Origin of the sequence: Chania multitudinisentens RB-25 (assembly GCF_000520015.2) — a bacterium.
Classification (GTDB): Bacteria; Pseudomonadota; Gammaproteobacteria; order Enterobacterales; family Enterobacteriaceae; genus Chania; species Chania multitudinisentens.
In genome coordinates, this window is record NZ_CP007044.2 from 3789073 (window position 1) to 3811816 (window position 22744).

The following is a 22744-nucleotide window of genomic DNA, read 5'->3' on the forward strand; positions in this document are numbered from 1 at the left end:
CCGGCTCAAGCGGCTTACCGTTTCAGCACTAAAAATTCAGTTTTCGCTTTTCTGGAGATAGAGCCATCTCTCATGGATTTCAAGTTGCAGGGAGCCAGATCCATACCTATTGCAAAGAAATGGGAATGCGCAAGCAAACGATTAACCTCATACTTACCTGCTGTAACATGTAGGTTCAGGAGTCATTCTTTACATGGCAACGATTAAAGATGTGGCCAAACGCGCTGGCGTTTCCACCACCACCGTTTCGCACGTCATCAACAAAACACGTTTCGTCGCCGAAGAAACCAAAACGGCTGTTCGGGCCGCGATCAAAGAGCTGCACTACTCCCCCAGCGCCGTAGCGCGTAGCCTTAAAGTTAATCACACCAAATCTATCGGTTTGTTGGCAACCTCAAGCGAAGCGCCCTATTTTGCCGAAGTGATCGAGGCGGTGGAAAACAGTTGTTACAGCAAAGGCTATACCCTGATCCTATGTAATTCGCACAATAATCTCGATAAACAACGCGCCTATTTAGCCATGCTGGCGCAAAAGCGCGTTGATGGCCTGCTAATTATGTGTTCGGAATACCCGGAAGAATTACTGGGCATGCTGGAAGACTACCGCAATATTCCGATGGTCGTGATGGATTGGGGTGCCGCACGCGGCGATTTTACCGATACCATTATCGATAACGCCTTTGAAGGCGGCTATTTGGCTGGCCGTTATCTGATCGAGCGCGGCCACCGTGATATCGGTGCCATTCCCGGGCAACTGTCACGCAACACCGGCGGTGGCCGTCACCGGGGTTTCCTGAAAGCGTTACAGGAAGCCAATATTGAGATACGTGATGAATGGATCGTTCAGGGGGATTTCGAACCTGAATCCGGTTATAAGGCCATGCATAAAATTCTGTCGCAGAAACATCACCCCACGGCCGTTTTCTGCGGTGGTGACATCATGGCAATGGGGGCTATCTGTGCCGCCGATGAGCTGGGGCTGCGCGTTCCCCAGGATATTTCGGTGATTGGTTACGATAACGTGCGTAATGCGCGCTATTTTACGCCAGCGCTAACCACCATCCACCAGCCGAAAGAACGGCTGGGAGAAATGGCTTTCACCATGCTGCTGGATCGTATTATCAGCAAACGTGAAGAGTCACAGGTAATAGAAGTACACCCAAAACTGATCGAACGCCGCTCCGTAGCCGATGGCCCATTTATTGATTATCGCCGCTAAATGCCGTTGCTGAGGATGGCCCGATTTCGCTCAACCATTCCTGATTGAGCGTTTCACTGTCCCCCAGGTATTCCAATAACCAAGCCATCGCCGGTGATTGTGCCTTTTGCTGCCATGTCAGGCAGCAAGCACTGGCTGGAAAAGGTTCGTCCAGTTGCAGTGCCACTAATTCACCGCGTTGCACTAATGGCAACACTCGATGCGCAGGCACCATCCCCACACACAACCCGCTACGCAGGCAATCTACCGCAGACACCCAATCCGGTACGGTAAGCCGCCGCTGGTTATCCAGTGACCAGGTGACTCGTTTAGGTAAATTGCGCGAAGTATCTTCTAACAGCAATGATGGATATGGCCGCAATTGGTCGTTATGCAGCAATCCGCTCAATGCAGCGAGTGGATGTGTTGCATTGACCACACAGAGCCAATTCATAAAGCCCATGTCACGAAACGCAAAACCGCCCCCTACCGGAACCGCACGCGTTGCCCCGATCGCCATTTCTGCCCGCCCATCCACCAGCGCATCCCAAACGCCGTTGAACACTTCCGGTTGCACCACCAATTCCACATCAGGGAAATGATGATAGAAATCCAACACCAACTGGCGGCTACGCTGCGGTTTCACAATGATATCCACCGCAATCCTTAACTGCCCACGCCAGCCATTGGCCACCTGCTGACATTGATGACGGGTATCAAGCATTTTTTTGATAACAGCACGAGCTTCTTTGATAAACAGTGCACCAGCAGGCGTCAGTTCCACATCTCGGTGACGGCGTTCAAACAGCGGTACCGCCAGCCATTGTTCCAGTTGCCGCACGGTATAACTCACCGCGGATGGTACACGATGCAGCTCCTGTGCCGCCGCGCTGAAACTCCCCGTACGCGCTACTGCATCAACGACATCAAGTGAATATTCAGACCACATACTCTTGCCTTCAATTTTTTTAACAACACCGTGCAAATATTACCGTTTCACAAGCAGAGTTCCAGCCATATACACTTGCCAGCGCTAAAAAATTTGCCACCCAAAAACATTGACGAGAAATACCATGCAAAACGTTGGATTTATGTTTTATCTTGCTGGCCTGAGTATGCTGGGTTATCTGGCAACCGATATGTATCTGCCTGCATTTAGTGCCATGCAGCACGATTTGCACATCTCCGCCGGTGCCATCAGCGCCAGTTTGAGTATTTTCCTCGCCGGGTTTGCCTTTGCCCAACTGCTGTGGGGGCCGCTTTCCGACTATTTAGGCCGCAAACCTGTGTTGCTGATCGGCTTGGCTTTGTTTGCTCTCGGTTGCCTGGGCATGCTGTGGGTACAAAATGCCGTACAATTATGGTCACTTCGCTTCATTCAGGCGGTTGGCGTTTGTTCTGCGGCGGTAACCTGGCAGGCAATTGTGGTCGATCGTTATCATGATGGTAAAGCTAACCGCGTTTTTGCCACCATTATGCCGCTGGTTGCACTTTCCCCAGCATTAGCCCCCTTACTCGGCGCCTGGTTGTTGAATCATATGGGCTGGCGGGCCATTTTTATCGCACTGCTGAGTATTGCTGTGTTACTGCTTGTACCGACATTGTGGTTTAAAGACACGACCAGAGCGGCACTTTCCACCAAGAAAACCTCAGGTATCGGTTTCTTCCAAATCCTGAAATCCCCCGTTTTTAGCGGCAACGTGATGATATTTGCCGCCTGTTCTGCCAGTTTCTTTGCTTGGCTGACTGGCTCACCGTTTATTCTCGGCAATATGGGATACAGCCCGAGCGACATCGGCCTGAGCTATATTCCACAGACGTTGGCTTTTCTATTAGGAGGTTACGGTTGCCGTACTGCATTAAACCGTTTTACCGGCAAAACATTGCTGCCGTGGCTGTTGGTCATTTACGGCGTAAGTATAGCGGTACTCTATCTGGTTGCTACGCTGGGTAACCCGACGTTGGTAACGCTGTTGATCCCATTCTGCGTGATGGCTTTAGTCAACGGTGCCAGCTACCCCATTCTGGTGGCAAATGCACTGATGCCTTTCCCGGATAACAGCGGCAAAGCCGCGGCGTTACAGAATACGTTGCAATTGGGATTGTGTTTTATCGCCAGCATGTGGGTTTCCGCCTTTATTGCCCAACCGCTTCAAGCAACGGTCAGCGTGATGGGAGCAACCGTTGTTTTGGCAGCCTTGGGGTATATGATTCAGCGCCCGAAGGAAGCCACGGGTGAACAGGTAACACGGCAGAAGGCCGCTGACACAACACAATAATTACCTTTATAAATAATCACTTAATGAAATTTCTTGCCGGATGTAATTTACAGTTGAGCCCGAGCGCCGGCAAGCCTATACTCAAAACGAAATTTTAGAATAACACCGTTACAGAACTTTCATCATGTTTACTCTTGTGTACGTGTATGGCGTCACACTTTATTTAAGAAATTATTTTACCTGCGTTTTCTTGCGTTGGGAGTCTCTTAAATTTCCTCTGTTCATAGTCGGATATCAGACGCCACGGTGAAGTTTTATCGTTGGTAAACGTATGGCCTGTAGAAATTTGGCTACGCTATTTTCTTATGGGTCATAAAGTCAGAAGAAGGTGATGGAGAAGCTATGAGTTCATCGTGTCTAGAAGATCTCAGTATTCAGGACAACCCGTGGTATCGTGCCATGCATGAAATGCTCAGTATGGCAGGGATTGAAATCAATGGTTCACGCCCTTTCGATATTCAGGTTACCAACCCCAACTTCTTTAAACGTGTTTTGCAGGAAGGCTCGTTAGGATTGGGTGAAAGTTATATGGATGGTTGGTGGGAATGTGAGCGGCTGGATACGTTTTTTCAGTACGTAATCGCCGCCGGTCTTGAAAATAAACTGCCCCGCCACCTGAAAGATACCCTGCGTATCGCCATTGCCCGCCTGAGTAACCTGCAATCCAAAAAACGTGCCTGGATTGTTGGCAAAGAACATTACGATCTGGGCAACGATCTGTTTACCCTGATGCTTGACCCTCATATGCAATATTCCTGTGGCTACTGGAAAGATGCCACCACACTCGAAGAAGCCCAGACCGCCAAACTGCATATCATCTGTGAAAAGCTGCATTTGCGGCCCGGCATGCGCTTGCTGGATATCGGCTGTGGTTGGGGTGGCCTTTCTGCCTACGCAGCCAAGCACTACGGCGTTTCCGTGGTGGGGGTAACCATTTCGGCAGAACAGCAAAAATGGGCGCAGGAGCACTGTGCTGGCCTGGACGTGAACATTTTGCTGCAAGACTACCGCGATCTCCACCAGCAGTTTGACCGCATTGTCTCCGTCGGGATGTTTGAACACGTCGGCCCGAAAAATTATCAAACCTATTTCAATGTGGTCAAACGTAATCTCAAAGCGGACGGCATTTTCCTGCTGCATACCATTGGATCAAATCGGACAGATATGCGTGTTGACCCGTGGATCAACAAATATATCTTCCCGAATGGCTGCCTGCCTTCAGTCGCCCAGATTGCCCAAGCCAGCGAAGGGCGTTTTGTGATGGAAGACTGGCATAACATCGGTGCAGATTATGATCGCACCCTGATGGCCTGGCATGAGCGTTTCAAACAAGCCTGGCCGCAACTGGCACCGCGTTATTCTGAACGCTTCGAACGCATGTTCAGCTATTACCTGAATGCCTGTGCCGGTGCTTTCCGGGCTCGTGATATTCAACTGTGGCAGATAGTGTTCAGCCCGAACGGCGTTGAGGATGGGCTTCGCGTGCCACGCTGAGAGTCGTTCGTTGGCTCACCAAGAAGAAGCCCAGCCGGGGTTCTTCTTGGTGCCCTATCCGGCCACCTTCAGGCTTTAGGTACCAACGCCTCTGCCGCAGCGGCCATGGCTGCTTCACGGCTGGCCATTACACGCTCCACGGTATCCACCACCGCCTGAGTCTGTGGGTCAATCTCGATATTCACTTTATCCCCCAGGCGTTTCTTGCCCAGCGTAGTGCGCTCCAGCGTTTCTGGAATCAAATGCACGCAGAAACGATTATTCACCACTTCACCGATGGTCAGACTAATACCTTCAATACCAATGAAGCCTTTATGCAGCACATATTTCATCAGATCCGCACTCGGCATTCGCAGCCAGATCTGGCGATTATTTTCTGAAGTATAAATCTTGGCAATTTCAGCAGTGCAAATAATATGCCCTGACATCAGATGCCCGCCAATCTCATCACCGAATTTGGCGGCCCTTTCGACGTTAACCACCGCGCCTTGCGCCAAGGCCCCCAGATTAGTCAACCGCAGAGTTTCTTTGACCAAATCGAAACTGACACGGTTACCTTCAATGGCGGTCACGGTCAGGCAGCAGCCATTATGGGAAACCGACGCTCCCAGCGCCAGCCCCGGCAGCAATTCATCTGGCATTTCAACAATATGAGTACGAAAATTGGGTTTTTCATCAATGGCAACCAGCCGGGCGGTGCCTTGTACGATACCGGTAAACATGTCAGCCTCTTAATTCTCAATATGTTCAAAGCGCTATCCGCAGTTTGCCCCAGTTGCCGCAGAAAACCAAACTCGCAACAACAAAAAACTGCACTTGCACATTTAATAACTATTTCATCACAACATTGGCTTAAGTGCACCGAGCAGGTACAATCTTTTTGTACCCCATTCCGCTATTTTTAACTGTTGCCTTCTGACAGCAACCCAAGTCTATCTCTATCATTAATAATTAAAAAGGTGCATACGTGCAGAAGTATTTCATTGAAGCACGGAGTCTATTAACTCTCGCGATTCCCGTCATCATTTCGCAAGTCGCCCAAACCGCCATGGGCGTAGTGGATACCATTATGGCCGGTGCTTACAGCGCCACGGACATGGCCGCGGTTGCCGTGGGTACATCCATCTGGCTCCCTGCCATTCTGTTTGGCCATGGTTTGCTGTTGGCTCTCACCCCGGTTATCGCCCAGTTGAATGGCGCAGGCCGCCGTGACCGTATCGCTCATCAGGTACGCCAGGGGTTCTGGTTGGCATCGGGGGTTTCGATGCTGATTATCGCCGCAATCTATAATAGTAAATATGTGATCGATATGATGCATGATATCGATCCACTGCTGGCGGAAAAAGCCGTAGGTTATCTGCATGCCCTCATGTGGGGCGCTCCCGGTTATCTGTTTTTCCAAGTGGTACGCAACCAGTGTGAAGGTTTGTCCAAAACCAAGCCTGGTATGGTGATCGGTTTTATCGGTCTGCTGGTCAATATTCCCATTAACTACGTTTTTATTTACGGCAAGTTCGGCATGCCTGAGCTCGGCGGTGTCGGCTGCGGGGTGGCTACCGGAAGCGTGTACTGGTTGATGTTCCTGATGATGCATTGGTATGCCAAACGCGCCCCCTCACAGCGGGATATCAGACTGAAAGCAGATAGCCACCGTGGCCCGGATTGGGCATCCCTAAAACGCCTGATCGGTCTCGGGATGCCAATAGCACTTGCTTTTCTTTTTGAAGTCACGCTGTTTGCCGTGGTGGCCCTGCTGGTATCCCCCCTTGGCATTGTCTCCGTTGCCGGGCACCAGATTGCCCTGAATTTCAGCGCACTGATGTTTGTCCTGCCGTTGTCACTGGGTGTTGGAGCAACGATCCGCGTTGGGCACCGTTTAGGGGAAGGCTCCGTGGAAAATGCACGCGTGGCTGCCTACACCGCAATTTGGGTCGGTATTGCCATGGCGTGCTGTACCGCGTTATTCACCGCTACCCTACGTGAACACATCGCTCTGCTGTACAACGACAACCCTGAGGTGGTCACTATGGCGTCGCATCTGATGCTGCTGGCAGCCATTTACCAGATATCTGATTCCGTCCAGGTCATCGGCAACGGCATTTTGCGTGGCTATAAAGATACCCGCTCGATCTTCTTCATCACTTTTATTGCCTATTGGCTCCTGGGGTTACCGAGTGGTTATCTGCTGGCTTTGACGGATTATCTGGTGCCCGCCATGGGGCCAAGCGGTTTCTGGATTGGCTTTATTATCGGCCTGACCTTTTCCGCTGTCTTGATGGTATTACGTATGCGTTGGCTACAACGGCAGCCAGCAGCCCTGATCCTGAAACGTTCTACCCGTTAAAGCGGTTCGCCGGTCTGCCGCTCACAGCCCGGCGAGCACCTTATCAATCTTGCAGAAAAAACCGCCTTGCTGCACATAAGCTCAGCAATCGCGTGAAATACCAAATAAAATTGTGCTTTCCCCCTTGCCAGCAGGCGGGTAGCTCGTTAATATTCGTCCCCGCTGTCAACCATGACAGCCAGGAAAAAGATGCGTCCGTAGCTCAGTTGGTTAGAGCACCACCTTGACATGGTGGGGGTCGATGGTTCGAGTCCATTCGGACGCACCAAATTCCTAGCATCACCCAGTGCGTCCGTAGCTCAGTTGGTTAGAGCACCACCTTGACATGGTGGGGGTCGATGGTTCGAGTCCATTCGGACGCACCACTTCTTTTTAAACACCACCTACCAATCTCTTATCCCCAATAATTAGCGTTTTTCTTGGTCAATGACAGGATATTGCAGCATCGGGTATCATCATCACAAGAACGTGTTAAAGGCAGCCCTTATGTTGACGTTTAAAGCAGAAACTTCGTTTGAGTGTCTTGGTGACGGCGTCTCCCGCCGTATCGGAGTCATGAGTGACCAAACGCCCGCCGCGGAAGTGAAATTTGCCGCTGGCGCATTCGGCCAGTTGCAAAAGCACCCACATCCACAACACATCCAGGTTATTTCCGGTGAATTTGAATTTACCGTTGGCAATGCTATTCACACCTTGTTGGCCGGGGAAACTCTGTTAATTCCTGCCATAACGCCCTTTGGTTGTTTCTGCCTGGTGGCAGGGAGCCTGTTGGAAATACCGCAAAACACCTGAATACCATACCGTTTCGTTAATCCCACGATCGGTTATTTTTCTGGATTGGTACAAACCGTTTACAGCAACATTATTTGCGCAACAACCCCGCGTGGATTATTTGCATTTGCGCCACACTTTTCCTTGTTTTGGCCTAAACCTGCCCCGTACATCGGTTTTTTGTTTTGTTTCCCACCGCAGAGCCTTTATAATGCGCAACGTCTTTCAGTTGAATGGTTTCAGCCCTTGATCTGCGAACACACAATAACAATAATTTCCCGCCCTATTATGTTGCGCAGCATACCCGCGTCCCAACGCAGGCTGAATTTTTCCACATCATTTCGACTGTGGTCACCTATCCTTAACTATGTTTTGCACTACCAGGAACGCTTCAGATCCCTTACCGCTGCCTCAGCTACCGGTATCGTCCATTTTATTATTCATAACTTGCAGAAAAAATCGTCATGAAAAAGACCAAAATTGTTTGTACCATCGGCCCTAAAACCGAATCGGAAGAGATGTTGACCAGCCTGCTGAATGCCGGCATGAACGTAATGCGCCTCAACTTCTCCCATGGTGATTACGAAGAACATGGCAACCGCATCAAAAATATCCGTTCCGTGATGGCGAAAACCGGCAAAACCGCTGGCATTCTGCTAGATACCAAAGGCCCGGAAATCCGTACCATGAAATTGGCCGGTGGCACCGATGCAGCTCTGGTAGCTGGCCAAACCTTTACATTCACCACCGACCAAAGCGTGATTGGTGATAAAGAACGCGTTGCTGTCACCTACCCTGGATTTGCTGCCGATCTGAGAGTCGGTAACACCGTGCTGGTGGATGATGGTCTGATCGGCATGGAAGTTACTGCCGTCACTGAAAACGAAGTGATTTGTAAAGTGCTGAACAATGGCGATCTGGGTGAAAACAAAGGCGTTAACCTGCCAGGTGTTTCTATCCAACTGCCTGCGCTGGCGGAAAAAGATAAACACGACCTGATCTTCGGTTGCGAACAAGGGGTAGATTTCGTTGCCGCGTCCTTTATCCGCAAACGTTCCGACGTGCTGGAGATCCGTGAACACCTGAAAACCCACGGTGGCGAGAACATCCAGATTATTTCCAAAATTGAAAACCAGGAAGGCCTGAACAATTTCGACGAAATCCTTGAGGCTTCCGATGGCATCATGGTTGCTCGTGGCGATCTGGGTGTCGAAATCCCAGTTGAAGAAGTGATCTTCGCCCAGAAGATGATGATCGAAAAATGTAACCGTGCACGCAAAGTGGTTATCACTGCCACTCAGATGCTGGATTCAATGATCAAAAACCCACGCCCTACCCGCGCTGAAGCTGGTGACGTGGCTAACGCCATTCTAGACGGTACTGATGCAGTGATGTTGTCTGGTGAAAGCGCCAAGGGTAAATACCCGTTGGAAGCGGTAACCATCATGGCCACCATCTGTGAACGCACCGATCGCGTGATGCCAAGCCGTATCGACACCCTGCAAGACAACCGCAAGCTGCGGATCACCGAAGCCGTCTGCCGCGGCGCAGTCGAAACTGCCGAGAAACTGGACGCGCCATTAATCGTTGTTGCTACCAGCGGCGGCAAATCGGCCAAATCCGTGCGCAAATACTTCCCTAACGCCACTATTCTGGCTTTGACCACCAATGACATCACTGCGCGTCAATTAATCCTGAGTAAAGGCATCATTACCCAGATAGTGAAAGAAATCGCCTCTACCGACGATTTTTACCGCATCGGTAAAGAAGCCGCCTTGGCCAGTGGGCTGGCACAAAAAGGCGATGTCGTTGTGATGGTTTCCGGTGCTTTGGTGCCAAGTGGTACGACGAATACGGCTTCGGTTCACGTCCTTTAATAACTAAACGTGATAAAAACTCTTTGATCAAAACGCCGCTTTGCGGCGTTTTTTTATTCCCTACTAATTTTTTTCTAAAAAATGCAAGCCCTAATTGTTCATTATTTAGCTAATTTCCATTGAGAGGTGCCCCATGGAATGCGGCTGTTTTCCCTCGTTTTTTAACTATTTTGCAAAACAAGGTGCAAGTTTGAGCGAACGATCAAAATAAAGGGCCTCAATACAAAAAAATTATTCTCTTTCGAAAAAAGTTTGTGTAATACTTGTAACGCTACATGGAGATTAACTCAATCTAGAGGGTGTTATAATGAATCGTACTAAACTGGTACTGGGCGCGGTAATCCTGGCTTCTACTATGCTGGCTGGTTGCTCTAGCAATGCTAAAATTGACCAACTGTCTTCTGACGTTCAAACTCTGAACGCTAAAGTTGATCAACTGAGCAACGACGTGAACGCAATCCGTTCTGACGTTCAAGCCGCTAAAGATGACGCAGCGCGCGCTAACCAGCGTCTGGACAACCAAGCTCACGCTTACAAAAAGTAAGATAGCTTTGGTAATTGAAAACGGTGCACATTGTGCGCCGTTTTTTTTGCCTGTTATTCAGCAATTAGCTGCCCCCAGGCAAAAAAAAGAGGCCCACATGTTGGGCCTCATTTCTTCACTGCTAAAATAAATTAATTGACCGAACTGATAGGTGCCTCAGCAGGAATATCGTTATTCGCGCTCTGCGGCTCTACAGGCGCAAAAGAAACATCAGCAGGGTCTTGGCCTACGCTCACCAGCACTGGCATACCAGAACGCCGTACAACCGCACTTTCGAACACTGGCAGATCGGTTTGCTGATCATCAGCAAAGGCTTTCTGTTTTTTAGAAAGTGAAATAGGCATAGTTTGTGGGTCATCACTGGCCACTCTCGACAGCGGCTGATGCACTTCCACATAACGTTTGCCATCAGGCTCAACGGAAACTTTCACTGGCTCATTGATAATTTGTACCCGCGTACCCTGTGGTATTGTATTGAACAGTGCTTCAATGTCCGCTGGGCGCAAACGAATACAGCCGGAGCTGACGCGCATGCCAATGCCAAAATTGGCGTTGGTACCGTGGATCAGATATTCACCCTGCCCCATCGCCAAACGTAGGGCAAACAACCCCATCGGATTCTCTGGCCCGGCAGGGATAACCGCCGGTAGTATTTCACCCTGTTCCGCATAGCGTTTACGAATATTGGCCGTTGGCGTCCAGGTTGGGTTCGCAATCTTCTGGCTGATGGAGGTCACTTTCAGTGGGGTGTTCATCCCTGTCTGGCCGATACCAATCGGATAGACAATGACTTTATTCTTACCTTTCGGATAGTAGTAAAGGCGCAATTCCGCCAGATTAACCACAATCCCTTCACGTGGCGTATCAGGTAATAACATCTGTGTCGGGATCGTCAGCGCCGACCCCGGTGTTGGCAGATAAGGATCGGTGCCTGGGTTGGCTTCTAACATCCCCAGCAAGCCAATTTTGTACTCTGCGGCAATGGCTTCCAGTGAATGCCCCGCATTCGACACATTATAAATGATGTTTTCACCAATCAGACGGCTGCCCGATGGTGGCAATGGATATTCATTCGCACTGGCGGCTTGAGTCCCCGTCAGTACGGTAGCGAATAACATACCCATTAAAGTCAACGCACGTTTCATTCTCATTCCTATTCTTATGACACCCTGATATTTGCAGTTACGGGCCTGCGACATTCACTGCCCGCACGCCAAATACTTCAGGCATAGTTCAATCGCAAGGCCGTTTGGCTCTTGCTGGTTGGTTAATCAGACAAATGCTCGCTTAATACTAGCAAGAACAGGACTAAAGGCAATAAGTTGTCTAAAAATCAACATGTTATAACGTAGTCAACCTATCAGACGATCAACCACTAACCTGCTGAAATACCACTGATTTAACCAGAATAGGGAGGGTTTTGCCGGGTTTGTAAAGGTTCCTTGACATAAACAGCGTGCAGTGAATATAGGTTATGGCAACCTTCAGAGAAGCTGCCCAGCCTTGTGGCGAATAGCGCGGATCATCGCCTCAAGCCCTTGCGAACGCGAAGGTGTTAAATGTTGGCTGAGCGCCAGTTCAGTAAAAAACGGCCGCACGTCTAAAGCAATAATCTGCTGCGGAGTCAGTTGGTGATACAGGATAAAGACGATGGCCAATAGCCCCTTCACAATGGCGGCATCGCTGTCGCCATGAAACTCAACCCGTCCGGCTTCCCCATGATGCAGCACAATCCATACCTGGCTCTGGCAACCCGCAATCAGATTTTCTCTTTGCCGGTCGGTTTCTTCCAACGATGGTAATTTACTGCCCAATTCGATCACATACAGGTATTTTTCCTCCCAATTCAGGCAACGGGAAAAGTTACGTACCAATTTATCTTTATCCGGCAAGTTTGCCATGAGGTTCCCTTTAATGATGAAAGGCGCTATCCCAGAAGCCTGTAGATCCGCTGTAATCCGGCCACCAACCGATCCACTTCTTCCCGCGTATTGTACAACGCCAGTGAAGCACGGCACATGCTTGGCACGGCATAGTACGCCATCAACGGCATCGCACAATGGTGCCCGGTGCGAATAGCAATGCCGTACTGATCCAGAAAGCTGCCAACATCATAGGCATGATGTTCACCCAGGTTGAAGGCAAGAACCCCTGAACGCTCTACCGGGCCATAAGTCTTCAGCGTTGGCACCTGTTTCAGTGCCTCTTGTGCGTAATGCATCAGCGCTTGCTCGTAATTGTGAATCGCGTCCAATCCCAGTTCGTTCACATAATCCATTGCCGCACCCAGCCCCATGATACCCGCAGTATTTGGTGAGCCAGCCTCAAAGCGCCACGGCGGCGCGGCAAAAGTCGTACCTTGCATCAGGCTGACCTGCTGGATCATCGAGCCCCCTCCTTCCCAAGGCGGCATCTGCTCCAGCAATGATCGCTTGCCGTACAGAATACCAATCCCAGAAGGCCCATAGAGTTTATGACCAGAAAACACATAGAAGTCACAATCCAGCGCCTGTACGTCAACCCGTTGATGCATCACCGCCTGCGCGCCGTCCACCAGCACCTTCACGCCAGCAGCTTTAGCCACAGGAACGATCTCATTCAGTGGATTAACCGTGCCCAACACATTGGAAACCTGGGTGATTGCCAACAACCGGGTAGAAGCGTCGATCAAACCCGGCAATTGTGCCAAATCCAACGTCCCATCCGGCTGCAACCGCCAGACACGTAACTGAATACCGCGTTCCCGCGCCAGCATTTGCCAAGGCACAATATTGGCATGATGCTCCATTTCGGTGATGATGATATTGTCGCCCGCGGCCAATAAGTGGCGGCCAAAACTGTTGGCGACCAGATTGATGCCCTCAGTGGTGCCTTTCACGAAAACAATCTCTTCTGCCGCTGCTGCATTGATAAATGCGGCAACCTGCGCACGCACGGCCTCCATCTGCTGGGTCGCTTCGGCACTCAGTGTGTGTATGCCACGGTGTACAGCCGCATAGCCGTGGCGATAAAAATCCAGCTCGCGGTCAATCACCTTCTGCGGTTTCTGCGCGCTGGCAGCACTGTCAAGGTAGGTCAGCGGTTGCCCATTCATGACTCCCGCCAGCAAAGGAAAATCGCTGCGTACCCGTTCCAGAGGGTAACTCATGTGGCCTCCTGCGGCAGGCGTTCAGCAATGCGTGCCAATACCTGCGCACGAACGATCGGATTGGCAATGCCTTCAGTCAGTTCAGCAGCGAAGGCAAAAATGATCATCCGCTGCGCCGCCAATTTATCTATACCACGTGATTGCAAATAGAACAGTTGTTCGGCATCGATACGGCCCACGGTGGCCCCGTGGCTGCATTTAACGTCGTCAGCGTAAATTTCCAACTGCGGTTTGGTATCCACCTCCGCCACTTTCCCTAACAACAGGTTATGGTTGGTCATCTGCCCATCGGTTTTAATCGCGTGTTGCGCGACCTTGATCAAGCCGTTGAACACTGCTTTGGCGCGCTCGCTAACCACCGTTTTATGTAACTGTCGGCTTTCACAATGCCCCTGGTTATGTTCTAGATAGGTTCGGGTATCGCACACCTCTTTCCCTACCGGTAACACCAGGCTATTGAGCACCAAATTGGCTCCTTCTCCGTTTAACTGCGCGCTGGTGTGATGGCGAGTTAACCCCGCGCCAAGTAAAAAACTGTCGCTTTTTACCTGTGCATCACGACCAATCAACAGATCATTATGCGCAAAGTGGTAACTGGCTTGGTTTTCAAACGCCAGTTTGCAATGGCGCAATACTGCATTAGCGCCAATCGAGGCGGTCAAACGTGTGCCGGTAAAGTGCGCCACCGGGCGATCGCTGACATAATGCTCAATCACTTCTGCCTGTGCACCACACCCAATGTCCAGGTGATGCCGGTAATGCAGAATATTCATGTCCTCTGTATGCTCACGCCCGCTGCTGATATGCAGCAGATAAAGCGGTTTGCCGGGTATTTTGCCAGCAGGCAAATGGATCTCACAGATTTCCTGCGCCAGCCCTTCGGTCAGATGCAGAAACAGCTCCGGCTGAACCGGCTCTGGTAGCGTTTGCGGTAGATTTCTTAGCTGGTAGTCACCTAAATCCTTGTCGCTCAATTGCGGGCAAAAACGCCCATCGATAAGCACCAAGCGGTAGGCATCGATGTTCAACGCCAGGGCATCACGCTGTGCAGCACTGAAGGTTCTTCCCGCCGGTTCTATAAACCGTTGCTCCAGCAGTGCCTCCAGCGGAGTATATTTCCAGTTTTCCTGTTTACGGCTTGGCCAGCCGAGATGCAATGCCTGCTGCCAGTGTGCCAACGCATGGGAGGAAGGCTCACCGCCACGTGCTGTAAACAGATGGTACATTTGCTGTAACGTCGGAGAGTTATTGTTGATCGGCAAGCCAGCCATAGCCCTGCTCCTCTAACTGTTTCGCCAGCGAAAAATCGCCAGATTTGACGATGCGCCCTTGGGAAAGAACATGCACATAATCCGGTTGGATATAGTCCAGAATACGCTGGTAGTGAGTAACAATAATAAAAGCACGCTGGCCGTCGCGCAGCGAGTTAACGCCGCCGGCCACAATTTTCAAGGCATCGATATCCAGCCCGGAGTCAGTTTCATCGAGGATGCACAAATCTGGCTCCAGCGCCGCCATTTGCAGGATATCGTTACGTTTCTTCTCGCCACCGGAAAAACCGACGTTCACCGAACGGGCCAGCAAATCAGTGGGCATACTCAGCAACGCGATTTTCTCTTCAATAAAATCAGCGAAATCGAACCGATCGAGCGCCTCTTGCCCACGGTATTTACGCACCGCGTTAACCGACGTTTGCAGGAAGAAATGGTTGCTGACGCCGGGGATCTCAACCGGATACTGAAACGCCAGAAACACCCCTTCACCGGCGCGCGCTTCAGGCGCCAACCCCAACAGATCTTTTCCTTTGAAAGTGACGTCACCAGCGGTCACCTGATACTCTTCACGCCCGGCCAAGGTAGCAGCCAAGGTGCTTTTTCCTGAACCATTCGGGCCCATGATGGCGTGCACTTCACCCGCGTTAATCTCCAGGTTCAATCCCTTGAGGATCTCGTTACCTTCCGCGCTGACGTTCAAATTCTTGATGCTTAACATGATGTATCCTCATTGGCCTACTTAGCCCACGCTGTGTTCCAGGCTGATAGCCAGCAGTTTCTGTGCCTCCACGGCAAATTCCAGCGGCAGTTCGGAAAACACATCCTTACAGAAGCCATTGACGATCATCGAGATAGCATCATCTTCGCTGATGCCACGTTGTAGACAGTAAAATAACTGGTCGTCGCCAATCTTCGAGGTGGTTGCTTCGTGCTCCAGTTGGGCGCTGTTATTGCGCACTTCTACATAGGGGAACGTATGCGCCCCGCTGTCTGGCCCAATCAGCATGGAATCACACTGGGTAAAATTGCGTGCGTTTTCTGCCCCTGGCAGGATCTTCACCAAGCCGCGATAAGTGTTCTGGCTGTGCCCAGCGGAGATCCCTTTGGCGATAATGGTAGATTTGGTGTTTTTGCCGATATGAATCATCTTGGTGCCGGTATCAGCCTGCTGATGGCCGTTGGTCAGCGCCACAGAGAAAAACTCACCGATGGAGTTGTCGCCTTGCAGGATCACGCTGGGGTATTTCCAGGTGATCGCCGAGCCGGTTTCCGACTGCGTCCACGACATTTTAGAACCAGCCCCTTCACACAGCGCACGTTTGGTGACGAAGTTCAGGATGCCCCCTTTACTTTCACCACCGGCAAACCAGTTCTGCACCGTTGAGTACTTCACCTCGGCATCTTTATGCAGGATCACTTCCACCACTGCCGCATGCAGTTGATAGCTATCGCGCACCGGTGCTGAACAGCCTTCGATATAACTGACGTAACTGCCCTCATCGGCAATCAGGATGGTACGCTCGAATTGGCCAGTTTTTGCCGCATTGATGCGGAAATACGTAGACAACTCCATCGGGCAACGCACGCCTTTCGGCACATAAACAAAGGTGCCGTCAGAAGCCACCGCCGCATTGAGAGCGGCGAAGAAGTTATCATTATGCGGCACGACGCGGCCAAGATACCGGCGTACCAACTCGGGATAGTCGTGAATGGCTTCACCAAATGAACAGAAGATCACCCCGCTTTCCGCCAGTTTTTCGCGATAGGTGGTGGCAACGGAAACCGAGTCAAAAATAGCATCCACCGCGACTTCGCTACCTTCACGCACTGGCACTCCCAACTGGTTGAATGCCAGTTCCACTTCGCTGGTCAGATAGTTGCTTTCTGTTATGGCACCGGGTTGCTGTTCAGCTCCCGGCTGCGAACCACAGGCATCATCGCATTGGCCACAAGACGGGGCCGAATAATAGCTGTAATCCTGATAATTCAATCGGTCGTAATGGGCTTTCAGCCAATGCGGTTCTTCCATTTGCAGCCAGGCACGGTAAGCCTCCAGCCGGAATGCCAGCATCCATTCAGGTTCATTACGCTTGGCAGAGATAGCACGCACCACATCCTCATTGATGCCCTTGGCTAACTCATCGGTAGCCAACTGAGTGAAAAAACCTTCCTTGTAGCGACCATCGCTGACCCAAGTCTGCACATCATGAGAAGTCTCTACGTTGCTGCGTGTCATGTTGATTGCATCGCCTAAACGCCAAAGCTCTCACCGCACCCGCAGGCGTTCTGAGCTTTAGGGTTGTTGAATTTAAAAATCTGATTCAGCCCCTCACGGACAAAATCCACCGTGGTTCCATCAATAAACGGCATTGCTTTCAGCGGCACGTACAGCACCGCCCCATCACGCTCGAATAACAGATCATCGGCCACCGGTTCATGGATCAGATCCAGCACATAGGCGAAACCGGCACAGCCTGATTGTTTCACCCCGAGCCGCAGCCCCAGAACCTGCGGCCCCTGCTGCATCAATTTAATTATTTGCTTTACTGCGCTGTCGCTGAGCGAAATACCCTGCCAGACATGATCAGTCAAAGAGAATGTCCCTACATTTTCCGTTTGCATAAAATTTCACCTCATCGCGGCGTTTTCCACCGCCAATCTGAAAGTTCATTATAAACACACATATTAAATACCATTTTATGCATTTTTGTCTGTCTCAAAAATGCGCTGTATAGCTTTAAGTTTAGTCGTTGCTGAGTTTTTTGAACCGTTGGCGGCCAAAAGAACACCCAGAGAAATAGGCGCTGGAAGGTGAATAGCCCGCAGAGCAGATCTCCACGGGCAAAAAGTTTACTCTATTACCGCCGTGGTCAAGCGGGACGTACAACACAGGCGATCACGCCCATCGAAAATCTCAATCTGCCACACCTGATTGCGGCGGCCCACGTGCAGTGCGCGGCAAACACCGCGCACCTGCCCTTCAAAGACCGCCCGAATGTGATTGGCATTGATTTCCAGCCCGACCACCTTTTGCTCCCCTTCGGTACACAGGTAACCCGCCATTGAACCCATCGACTCGGCCAACACCACCGAAGCGCCACCGTGCAACAGGCCAAACGGCTGGGTGGTGCGATTATCGACAGGCATGGTTGCCTCCAGATAGTCGTCCTCCAGGCGGGTAAACTGAATGCCCACATGGCCGACCATGCACCCTTCGCCGGTGCGGTTAAGCTGTTCCAGCGTTGCTTCACGTTTCCACAGTTTCACGCCATCATCTCCAAAAGAGCCTGTAACGGATGCCGCACGCCATTGCCTTCAATGCGTTTCACCTGGCTGCGGCAGGAATAACCGCTTGCCAGGCAACGTTGCCGAGGCAGGCTTTGCAGTGCCTGATGCCAAGAGAGTTCATAAATGCCCAAGGAGTTCTGTAGGTTTTTAGCCTCGTGGCCGTAGGTTCCCGCCATGCCACAACAGCCGACGCTGATATTTTCCAGCGTGGCGCCAAAGCGGGCAAAAATCGCTGCCCACTGCTGGGTGCTGGCTGGCAGCGCCGTGGTTTCCGTACAATGCCCGAACAGATACCAGGCTTCCCCTGCGATGGGCTGTTCAGGGCGATCGGCCAACAGCGGTTGCAACCATTCATGCACTAACTGCACCTGAAAATCACCCCGGGTATCACCGAGAATTTCCTGGTATTCATCGCGGTAACACAGTACCAGCGCGGGATCGACGCCCACCATCGGCATACCGAGTTTTGCCACCCGGTTGAGGAAATCTGCGGTTTTGCGCGCCGTTTTGGCAAACCGTGTCAGAAACCCTTTGATATGCTGCGCTTTACCATTGGGTGAAAATGGTAACAGTACCGGTTGATAGCCCAGTTTATCCACCAAACGGACAAAATCTGCCACCACCTGTGCATCGTAATAGGTGGTGAAAGGGTCTTGTACGATCAGCACATGCCGTTCGCGTTGCGCTTCGCTCAATGCTTCAAGCTGTTCCAGCGTCATGGTGAAGGCACTGTGACCAGAAAGCTGCTGGCGCAGCGTCGGGCTGGAGAGCAACGGTAAGTCCACCATGCCGATGGTGCTGCGGCTTAATTCGCGCATCCAAGGCTGTTTAAAGAAGAAGTTAAACACCTTCGGCGCTTTAGCCATCAGTGGCGTATAGCTCTCTACGCCGGCAACCATATAATCCCGCACCGGGCGCAGGTAACGGGTGTGATATAACTGTAAGAAACGTGAGCGGAAGCTCGGCACATCAATTTTTATCGGGCACTGAGTCGAACAGGCTTTACAGGCTAGGCAGCCGGACATCGCCTCTTTCACTTCGTGCGAAAAATCATACTCACCTTTGCCCACACGCCAGCTATTGCGGGTTTTCTCGATCAGGGTACGGAAGCTCAGGCGCTGCTGCGGCAGTTGCTGTTCTAACGCGACCGGATCAACGCCCTGTTCAGCCAGTAACCGCAGCCATTCACGCACCAGCGCCGCCCGGCCTTTTGGCGAATGGATACGATTACCTGTGATTTTCATTGACGGACACATCGGACTACGCACGTCAAAATTGAAACACAATCCGTTACCGTTACACTCCATCGCCCCACGGAACGAAGTACGAATATCGATCGGAATGCGGCGATCCAGCGTACCGCGTTTCACGGCATCCACCTTCATCATCGGCTCATCAACGCCCAACGGCGGGCAAATCTTGCCTGGATTGAGGCGGTTAAGCGGATCAAACGCCGCTTTGATGCGGCGCAATTCGTCATACAACGTTTCACCAAAGAAGGCCGGGCTGTATTCCGCGCGGAAACCTTTACCGTGTTCCCCCCACAACAACCCACCGTATTTCGCGGTGAGCGCCACCACCTGATCGGAGATCTGCTTCATCAGCACTTCTTGCTGCGGATCGCACATATCCAGCGCCGGGCGCACGTGCAGCACCCCGGCATCAACGTGGCCAAACATGCCGTAGCTCAGGTTGTGGCTATCAAGCAACTGCCGGAATTCGGTGATGTAATCAGCCAGGTGTTGTGGCGGCACGCAGGTATCTTCGGCAAACGGGAGCGGTTTGGCTTGCCCTTTGGCATTGCCCAGCAGCCCTACCGCTTTCTTGCGCATATTGTAGATACGCTCAATACCGCTGAGATCGCCACAAATCTGATAGCCAATCACACCAGCTTCTTGTTTGGCAATCAAATCATCCAGGCGCTCGCACAGCTTCTCCATCTGCCCATCAATCAAAGCCTGATCGTCACCGGCAAACTCAACGATGTTCAGCCCGAGCATCTCTTTATTCGGCACATTGGTAATTAACTCGCTGACCGAATGCCAGACAATATCCTCACGCGCCAGATTGAGCACCTTGGAGTCAATGGTTTCCACCGACAGCGCCTTGGCTTCCACCATAAAGGGCGCATTACGCAGTGCAGAATCGAAAGAGTCATATTTGATATTCACCAAGCGACGTACTTTCGGCAACGGCGTAATGTTCAGCCGCGCTTCGGTGATAAACGCCAGCGTCCCTTCAGCCCCGGTGAGAATACGCGTCAGATCGAAGGTTTGCAGATCGTCGCTCAGCACATGGCGTAAATCGTAACCGGTGAGGAAGCGGTTCAGTTTGGGGAATTTCTCCAGGATCAGCGCTCGCTGCTCACGGCAGCGGTTGAGCACCGCGTCGTAAATCCGCCCTTCTGGCGTATCTTCCTGAGCAATCGTTTCCGCCAATGGCACCGGCATAGCACGGGTATCGAACATATCGCCACCCAACAACACCGCCCGTAGCCCCAGCACGTGATCAGAGGTTTTGCCGTAAACCAGAGAACCTTGTCCAGACGCGTCGGTATTGATCATGCCGCCCAGTGTGGCGCGGTTACTGGTGGAAAGCTCAGGAGAGAAGAAATAACCGAACGGCCGCAGATACTGGTTGAGCTGGTCTTTAATCACACCGGCTTCAACCCGCACCCAGCCCTGTTCGACATTGATATCCAGAATACGGTTCATGTAGCGCGACATATCGACCACAATACCGGTGTTCAACGCCTGGCCATTAGTGCCAGTGCCGCCACCGCGCGGGCTAAAGGTCAGCGCTTTGAAACGCTCCTCCGTCGCCAGCCGGGCAAGCAATGCCACATCGCCGGTTGAGCGGGGAAATACCACCGCATCGGGCAAGAGCTGATAAATGCTGTTGTCGGTCGCCATCGTCAGGCGATCGGCATAGCTAGTGGCAGTATCGCCGCTGAATCCGTTTTGTTTTAACGCTTCCAAAAAATCGAGCACCCGTTGAACGAGGCCGGGTGCCTGAGAAATCTGTGGGATCATTCGCTTTTTTGACCCTTTCTGTCTAATTTTTAACTAGTTATACCCAAAGTCATTCAGGATGCATCAAGGCGGCAGCACAGCCGGCCAAGAGGCAGCGTGAAGAATGAAAGGTATAATCGGGCCCAGCTACAGACCCACCCCTATCTTTATATAGTCGGTAAAAACTAGCATACTTCGTTTTGTGGAGGCACTCACATTATCACAAATCACAGTAACAGAAGCGTTTACGGCAAAAACGCCCGCTCGCTGTGAAAATTGCCCGAAATGTTCCATGATGAAAAGATACTCAGGATTTCACTGCATAGGATGAAAACGCATTCATGACACAACCGCAACGCCGATACGATTTACCCACGATTATTTTTGGTGTGCTGTTCATTGCCATCATGATCGTCGCCAGTTTTTGGGTCGTTCAACCGTTTATTCTGGGCTTTGCCTGGGCTGGCATGGTGGTGATCGCAACCTGGCCGGTTCTGATTAAAGTACAACATATGCTATGGGGCCGCCGCTCGCTGGCAGTGTTGGTTATGACCATTCTGTTGATTCTGCTGTTTGTGTTACCTATTTCGCTCTTGGTCAGCAGCGTTGTTGACAACAGTACACCGATAGTCTCTTGGGTAAACACACCGGGCAAACTCAATATTCCCGAACTGGAATGGCTACGCGCCATCCCATTGATTGGTGATCGGGTTTATAACAGTTATCACCTGTTGGTGAGCACCGGAGGAGCCGCACTGATTGCCAAAGTGCAGCCTTACTTCGGCCAGACCGCCACCTGGTTTGTGGCTCAGGCGGCGCATATTGGCCGCTTCCTGGTGCACTGTATGCTGATGGTGCTGTTCAGCGCGTTGCTGTATGCCAGAGGTGAACAAGTTGGCATGGCCATCCGGCATTTTGCCGTGCGTCTGGCAGCCGGACGGGGTGATGCCGCCGTGTTGCTGGCTGGGCAAGCGATCCGCGCCGTGGCGTTGGGGGTGGTGGTCACCGCACTGGTGCAATCGGTGCTGGGCGGTATTGGGTTGGCGGTGGCTGGCATCCCTGCCGCTACGCTGCTGACGGTATTGATGTTCATGTTCTGCGTAGCACAGTTGGGGCCATTGCTGATCTTAATCCCAGCCATTATCTGGCTGTACTGGACCGGTGACACCACCTGGGGCACCGTACTGCTGATTTGGAGCTGCGTGGTGGGAACGTTGGATAACTTCCTGCGCCCCGCGTTAATACGCATGGGGGCAGATCTGCCATTGATTCTGATCCTGTCCGGCGTTATCGGCGGCCTGTTGGCGTTCGGTATGATTGGCCTGTTTATCGGCCCTGTCGTGCTGGCGGTTTCTTATCGTTTGGTCAGCGCCTGGGTCAATGAGGCACCAGAACCAGCGGTTGAGCAACAAGAAGTCACCGAAGATAGAGAACCATCTTAATCCCTTTCTCGCCTGCCCGGTCACACGGGCAGGCTATCGATTCGATATCGCCAGCCTTCCCGTTCTAGTAGCCG

General features: G+C 51.6%; 19 protein-coding genes and 2 tRNA genes. 10 read left to right on the plus strand and 11 right to left on the minus strand.

Features of this window, described 5'->3' with window-relative positions; all coding sequences use genetic code 11:
• Positions 1–193 precede the first annotated feature (193 nt).
• Positions 194–1219: an HTH-type transcriptional repressor PurR gene (gene purR, locus Z042_RS16560; RefSeq protein WP_024913056.1), complete on the plus strand. Its 1026-nt coding sequence runs from the start codon at positions 194–196 to the stop codon at positions 1217–1219.
• Here purR and punR read toward each other — a convergent pair.
• Positions 1200–2147 carry a DNA-binding transcriptional activator PunR gene (gene punR / locus Z042_RS16565; RefSeq protein ID WP_024913055.1) on the minus strand — a complete coding sequence of 316 codons (948 nt, stop codon included), beginning with the start codon at positions 2145–2147 and terminating at the stop codon, positions 1200–1202. The genes purR and punR overlap by 20 nt on opposite strands.
• 124 nt (positions 2148–2271) lie before the next feature.
• Here punR and punC point away from each other — a divergent pair, with 124 nt between their 5' ends.
• The gene (punC, locus tag Z042_RS16570; RefSeq protein ID WP_024913054.1) at positions 2272–3477 is read left to right on the plus strand and encodes a purine nucleoside transporter PunC; all 1206 of its coding nucleotides are present in this window, start codon (positions 2272–2274) and stop codon (positions 3475–3477) included.
• Positions 3478–3819: 342 nt separating this feature from the next.
• Positions 3820–4971: a cyclopropane fatty acyl phospholipid synthase gene (gene cfa, locus Z042_RS16575; protein WP_024913053.1), complete on the plus strand. Its 1152-nt coding sequence runs from the start codon at positions 3820–3822 to the stop codon at positions 4969–4971.
• Positions 4972–5039: 68 nt separating this feature from the next.
• On the opposite strand, the gene Z042_RS16580 is transcribed toward cfa, so the two are convergent.
• Positions 5040–5693 (minus strand): riboflavin synthase, encoded by a 654-nt coding sequence (locus tag Z042_RS16580; protein ID WP_024913052.1) that lies wholly within the window; start codon positions 5691–5693, stop codon positions 5040–5042.
• A gap of 245 nt (positions 5694–5938) precedes the next feature.
• Here Z042_RS16580 and Z042_RS16585 point away from each other — a divergent pair, with 245 nt between their 5' ends.
• From Z042_RS16585 to Z042_RS16610, 6 genes are all read left to right on the plus strand, one after another.
• Positions 5939–7315 (plus strand): MATE family efflux transporter, encoded by a 1377-nt coding sequence (locus Z042_RS16585; protein WP_024913051.1) that lies wholly within the window; start codon positions 5939–5941, stop codon positions 7313–7315.
• A 191-nt stretch (positions 7316–7506) separates the two neighbouring features.
• A tRNA-Val gene (locus tag Z042_RS16590) sits at positions 7507–7583 on the plus strand.
• Positions 7584–7603: 20 nt separating this feature from the next.
• A tRNA-Val gene (locus Z042_RS16595) sits at positions 7604–7680 on the plus strand.
• Between the two features lie 121 nt (positions 7681–7801).
• The gene (locus Z042_RS16600) at positions 7802–8107 is read left to right on the plus strand and encodes a cupin domain-containing protein (protein WP_024913050.1); all 306 of its coding nucleotides are present in this window, start codon (positions 7802–7804) and stop codon (positions 8105–8107) included.
• Between the two features lie 443 nt (positions 8108–8550).
• Positions 8551–9963, plus strand: coding sequence for a pyruvate kinase PykF (gene pykF / locus Z042_RS16605; protein ID WP_024913049.1), 1413 nt, complete (start codon positions 8551–8553; stop codon positions 9961–9963).
• 307 nt (positions 9964–10270) lie between these two features.
• On the plus strand, positions 10271–10507 hold the full coding sequence (locus Z042_RS16610) for a major outer membrane lipoprotein (RefSeq protein ID WP_005165631.1): 237 nt from the start codon (positions 10271–10273) through the stop codon (positions 10505–10507).
• A 131-nt stretch (positions 10508–10638) separates the two neighbouring features.
• Here Z042_RS16610 and Z042_RS16615 read toward each other — a convergent pair whose 3' ends face one another.
• From Z042_RS16615 to ydiJ, 9 genes are all read right to left on the minus strand, one after another.
• Entirely contained in the window at positions 10639–11652 is a 1014-nt protein-coding gene (locus tag Z042_RS16615) for a L,D-transpeptidase family protein (protein ID WP_024913048.1), read from the minus strand.
• Between the two features lie 339 nt (positions 11653–11991).
• Complete coding sequence (gene sufE / locus Z042_RS16620) at positions 11992–12408, minus strand: cysteine desulfuration protein SufE (RefSeq protein WP_024913047.1); 417 nt, start codon at positions 12406–12408, stop codon at positions 11992–11994.
• Between the two features lie 26 nt (positions 12409–12434).
• Positions 12435–13655 (minus strand): cysteine desulfurase SufS, encoded by a 1221-nt coding sequence (gene sufS, locus Z042_RS16625; RefSeq protein WP_024913046.1) that lies wholly within the window; start codon positions 13653–13655, stop codon positions 12435–12437.
• Positions 13652–14926, minus strand: coding sequence for a Fe-S cluster assembly protein SufD (gene sufD, locus Z042_RS16630; protein ID WP_024913045.1), 1275 nt, complete (start codon positions 14924–14926; stop codon positions 13652–13654). Before sufD ends, sufS begins: the two co-directional genes overlap by 4 nt.
• A complete protein-coding gene (gene sufC, locus Z042_RS16635) occupies positions 14901–15647 on the minus strand; it encodes a Fe-S cluster assembly ATPase SufC (protein WP_024913044.1) in 747 nt (248 codons plus the stop codon). Before sufC ends, sufD begins: the two co-directional genes overlap by 26 nt.
• A gap of 21 nt (positions 15648–15668) precedes the next feature.
• The gene (gene sufB, locus Z042_RS16640) at positions 15669–17165 is read right to left on the minus strand and encodes a Fe-S cluster assembly protein SufB (RefSeq protein ID WP_024913043.1); all 1497 of its coding nucleotides are present in this window, start codon (positions 17163–17165) and stop codon (positions 15669–15671) included.
• Positions 17166–17179: 14 nt separating this feature from the next.
• Positions 17180–17551 (minus strand): Fe-S cluster assembly scaffold SufA, encoded by a 372-nt coding sequence (sufA, locus tag Z042_RS16645; protein ID WP_024913042.1) that lies wholly within the window; start codon positions 17549–17551, stop codon positions 17180–17182.
• Positions 17552–17779: 228 nt separating this feature from the next.
• The gene (gene menI / locus Z042_RS16650) at positions 17780–18196 is read right to left on the minus strand and encodes a 1,4-dihydroxy-2-naphthoyl-CoA hydrolase (protein WP_024913041.1); all 417 of its coding nucleotides are present in this window, start codon (positions 18194–18196) and stop codon (positions 17780–17782) included.
• Entirely contained in the window at positions 18193–21249 is a 3057-nt protein-coding gene (ydiJ, locus tag Z042_RS16655) for a D-2-hydroxyglutarate dehydrogenase YdiJ (protein ID WP_024913040.1), read from the minus strand. The genes menI and ydiJ overlap by 4 nt, the downstream gene beginning before the upstream one ends.
• A gap of 320 nt (positions 21250–21569) precedes the next feature.
• Between ydiJ and ydiK the strand changes: the two genes are divergently transcribed.
• Entirely contained in the window at positions 21570–22670 is a 1101-nt protein-coding gene (ydiK, locus tag Z042_RS16660; RefSeq protein WP_024913039.1) for an AI-2E family transporter YdiK, read from the plus strand.
• Positions 22671–22744 lie beyond the last annotated feature (74 nt).

Bases quoted from the DNA above. Each gene is read 5' to 3' on its own strand.
- sufE (WP_024913047.1), bottom strand. From the start codon at position 12,408: ATGGCAAACTTGCCGGATAAAGATAAATTGGTACGTAACTTTTCCCGT.
- sufD (WP_024913045.1), bottom strand. From the start codon at position 14,926: ATGGCTGGCTTGCCGATCAACAATAACTCTCCGACGTTACAGCAAATG.
- ydiK (WP_024913039.1), top strand. From the start codon at position 21,570: ATGACACAACCGCAACGCCGATACGATTTACCCACGATTATTTTTGGT.
- cfa (WP_024913053.1), top strand. From the start codon at position 3,820: ATGAGTTCATCGTGTCTAGAAGATCTCAGTATTCAGGACAACCCGTGG.
- sufS (WP_024913046.1), bottom strand. From the start codon at position 13,655: ATGAGTTACCCTCTGGAACGGGTACGCAGCGATTTTCCTTTGCTGGCG.
- pykF (WP_024913049.1), top strand. From the start codon at position 8,551: ATGAAAAAGACCAAAATTGTTTGTACCATCGGCCCTAAAACCGAATCG.
- ydiJ (WP_024913040.1), bottom strand. From the start codon at position 21,249: ATGATCCCACAGATTTCTCAGGCACCCGGCCTCGTTCAACGGGTGCTC.
- sufA (WP_024913042.1), bottom strand. From the start codon at position 17,551: ATGCAAACGGAAAATGTAGGGACATTCTCTTTGACTGATCATGTCTGG.
- punR (WP_024913055.1), bottom strand. From the start codon at position 2,147: ATGTGGTCTGAATATTCACTTGATGTCGTTGATGCAGTAGCGCGTACG.
- Z042_RS16615 (WP_024913048.1), bottom strand. From the start codon at position 11,652: ATGAAACGTGCGTTGACTTTAATGGGTATGTTATTCGCTACCGTACTG.
- purR (WP_024913056.1), top strand. From the start codon at position 194: ATGGCAACGATTAAAGATGTGGCCAAACGCGCTGGCGTTTCCACCACC.
- punC (WP_024913054.1), top strand. From the start codon at position 2,272: ATGCAAAACGTTGGATTTATGTTTTATCTTGCTGGCCTGAGTATGCTG.
- Z042_RS16610 (WP_005165631.1), top strand. From the start codon at position 10,271: ATGAATCGTACTAAACTGGTACTGGGCGCGGTAATCCTGGCTTCTACT.
- Z042_RS16600 (WP_024913050.1), top strand. From the start codon at position 7,802: ATGTTGACGTTTAAAGCAGAAACTTCGTTTGAGTGTCTTGGTGACGGC.
- Z042_RS16580 (WP_024913052.1), bottom strand. From the start codon at position 5,693: ATGTTTACCGGTATCGTACAAGGCACCGCCCGGCTGGTTGCCATTGAT.
- sufB (WP_024913043.1), bottom strand. From the start codon at position 17,165: ATGACACGCAGCAACGTAGAGACTTCTCATGATGTGCAGACTTGGGTC.
- sufC (WP_024913044.1), bottom strand. From the start codon at position 15,647: ATGTTAAGCATCAAGAATTTGAACGTCAGCGCGGAAGGTAACGAGATC.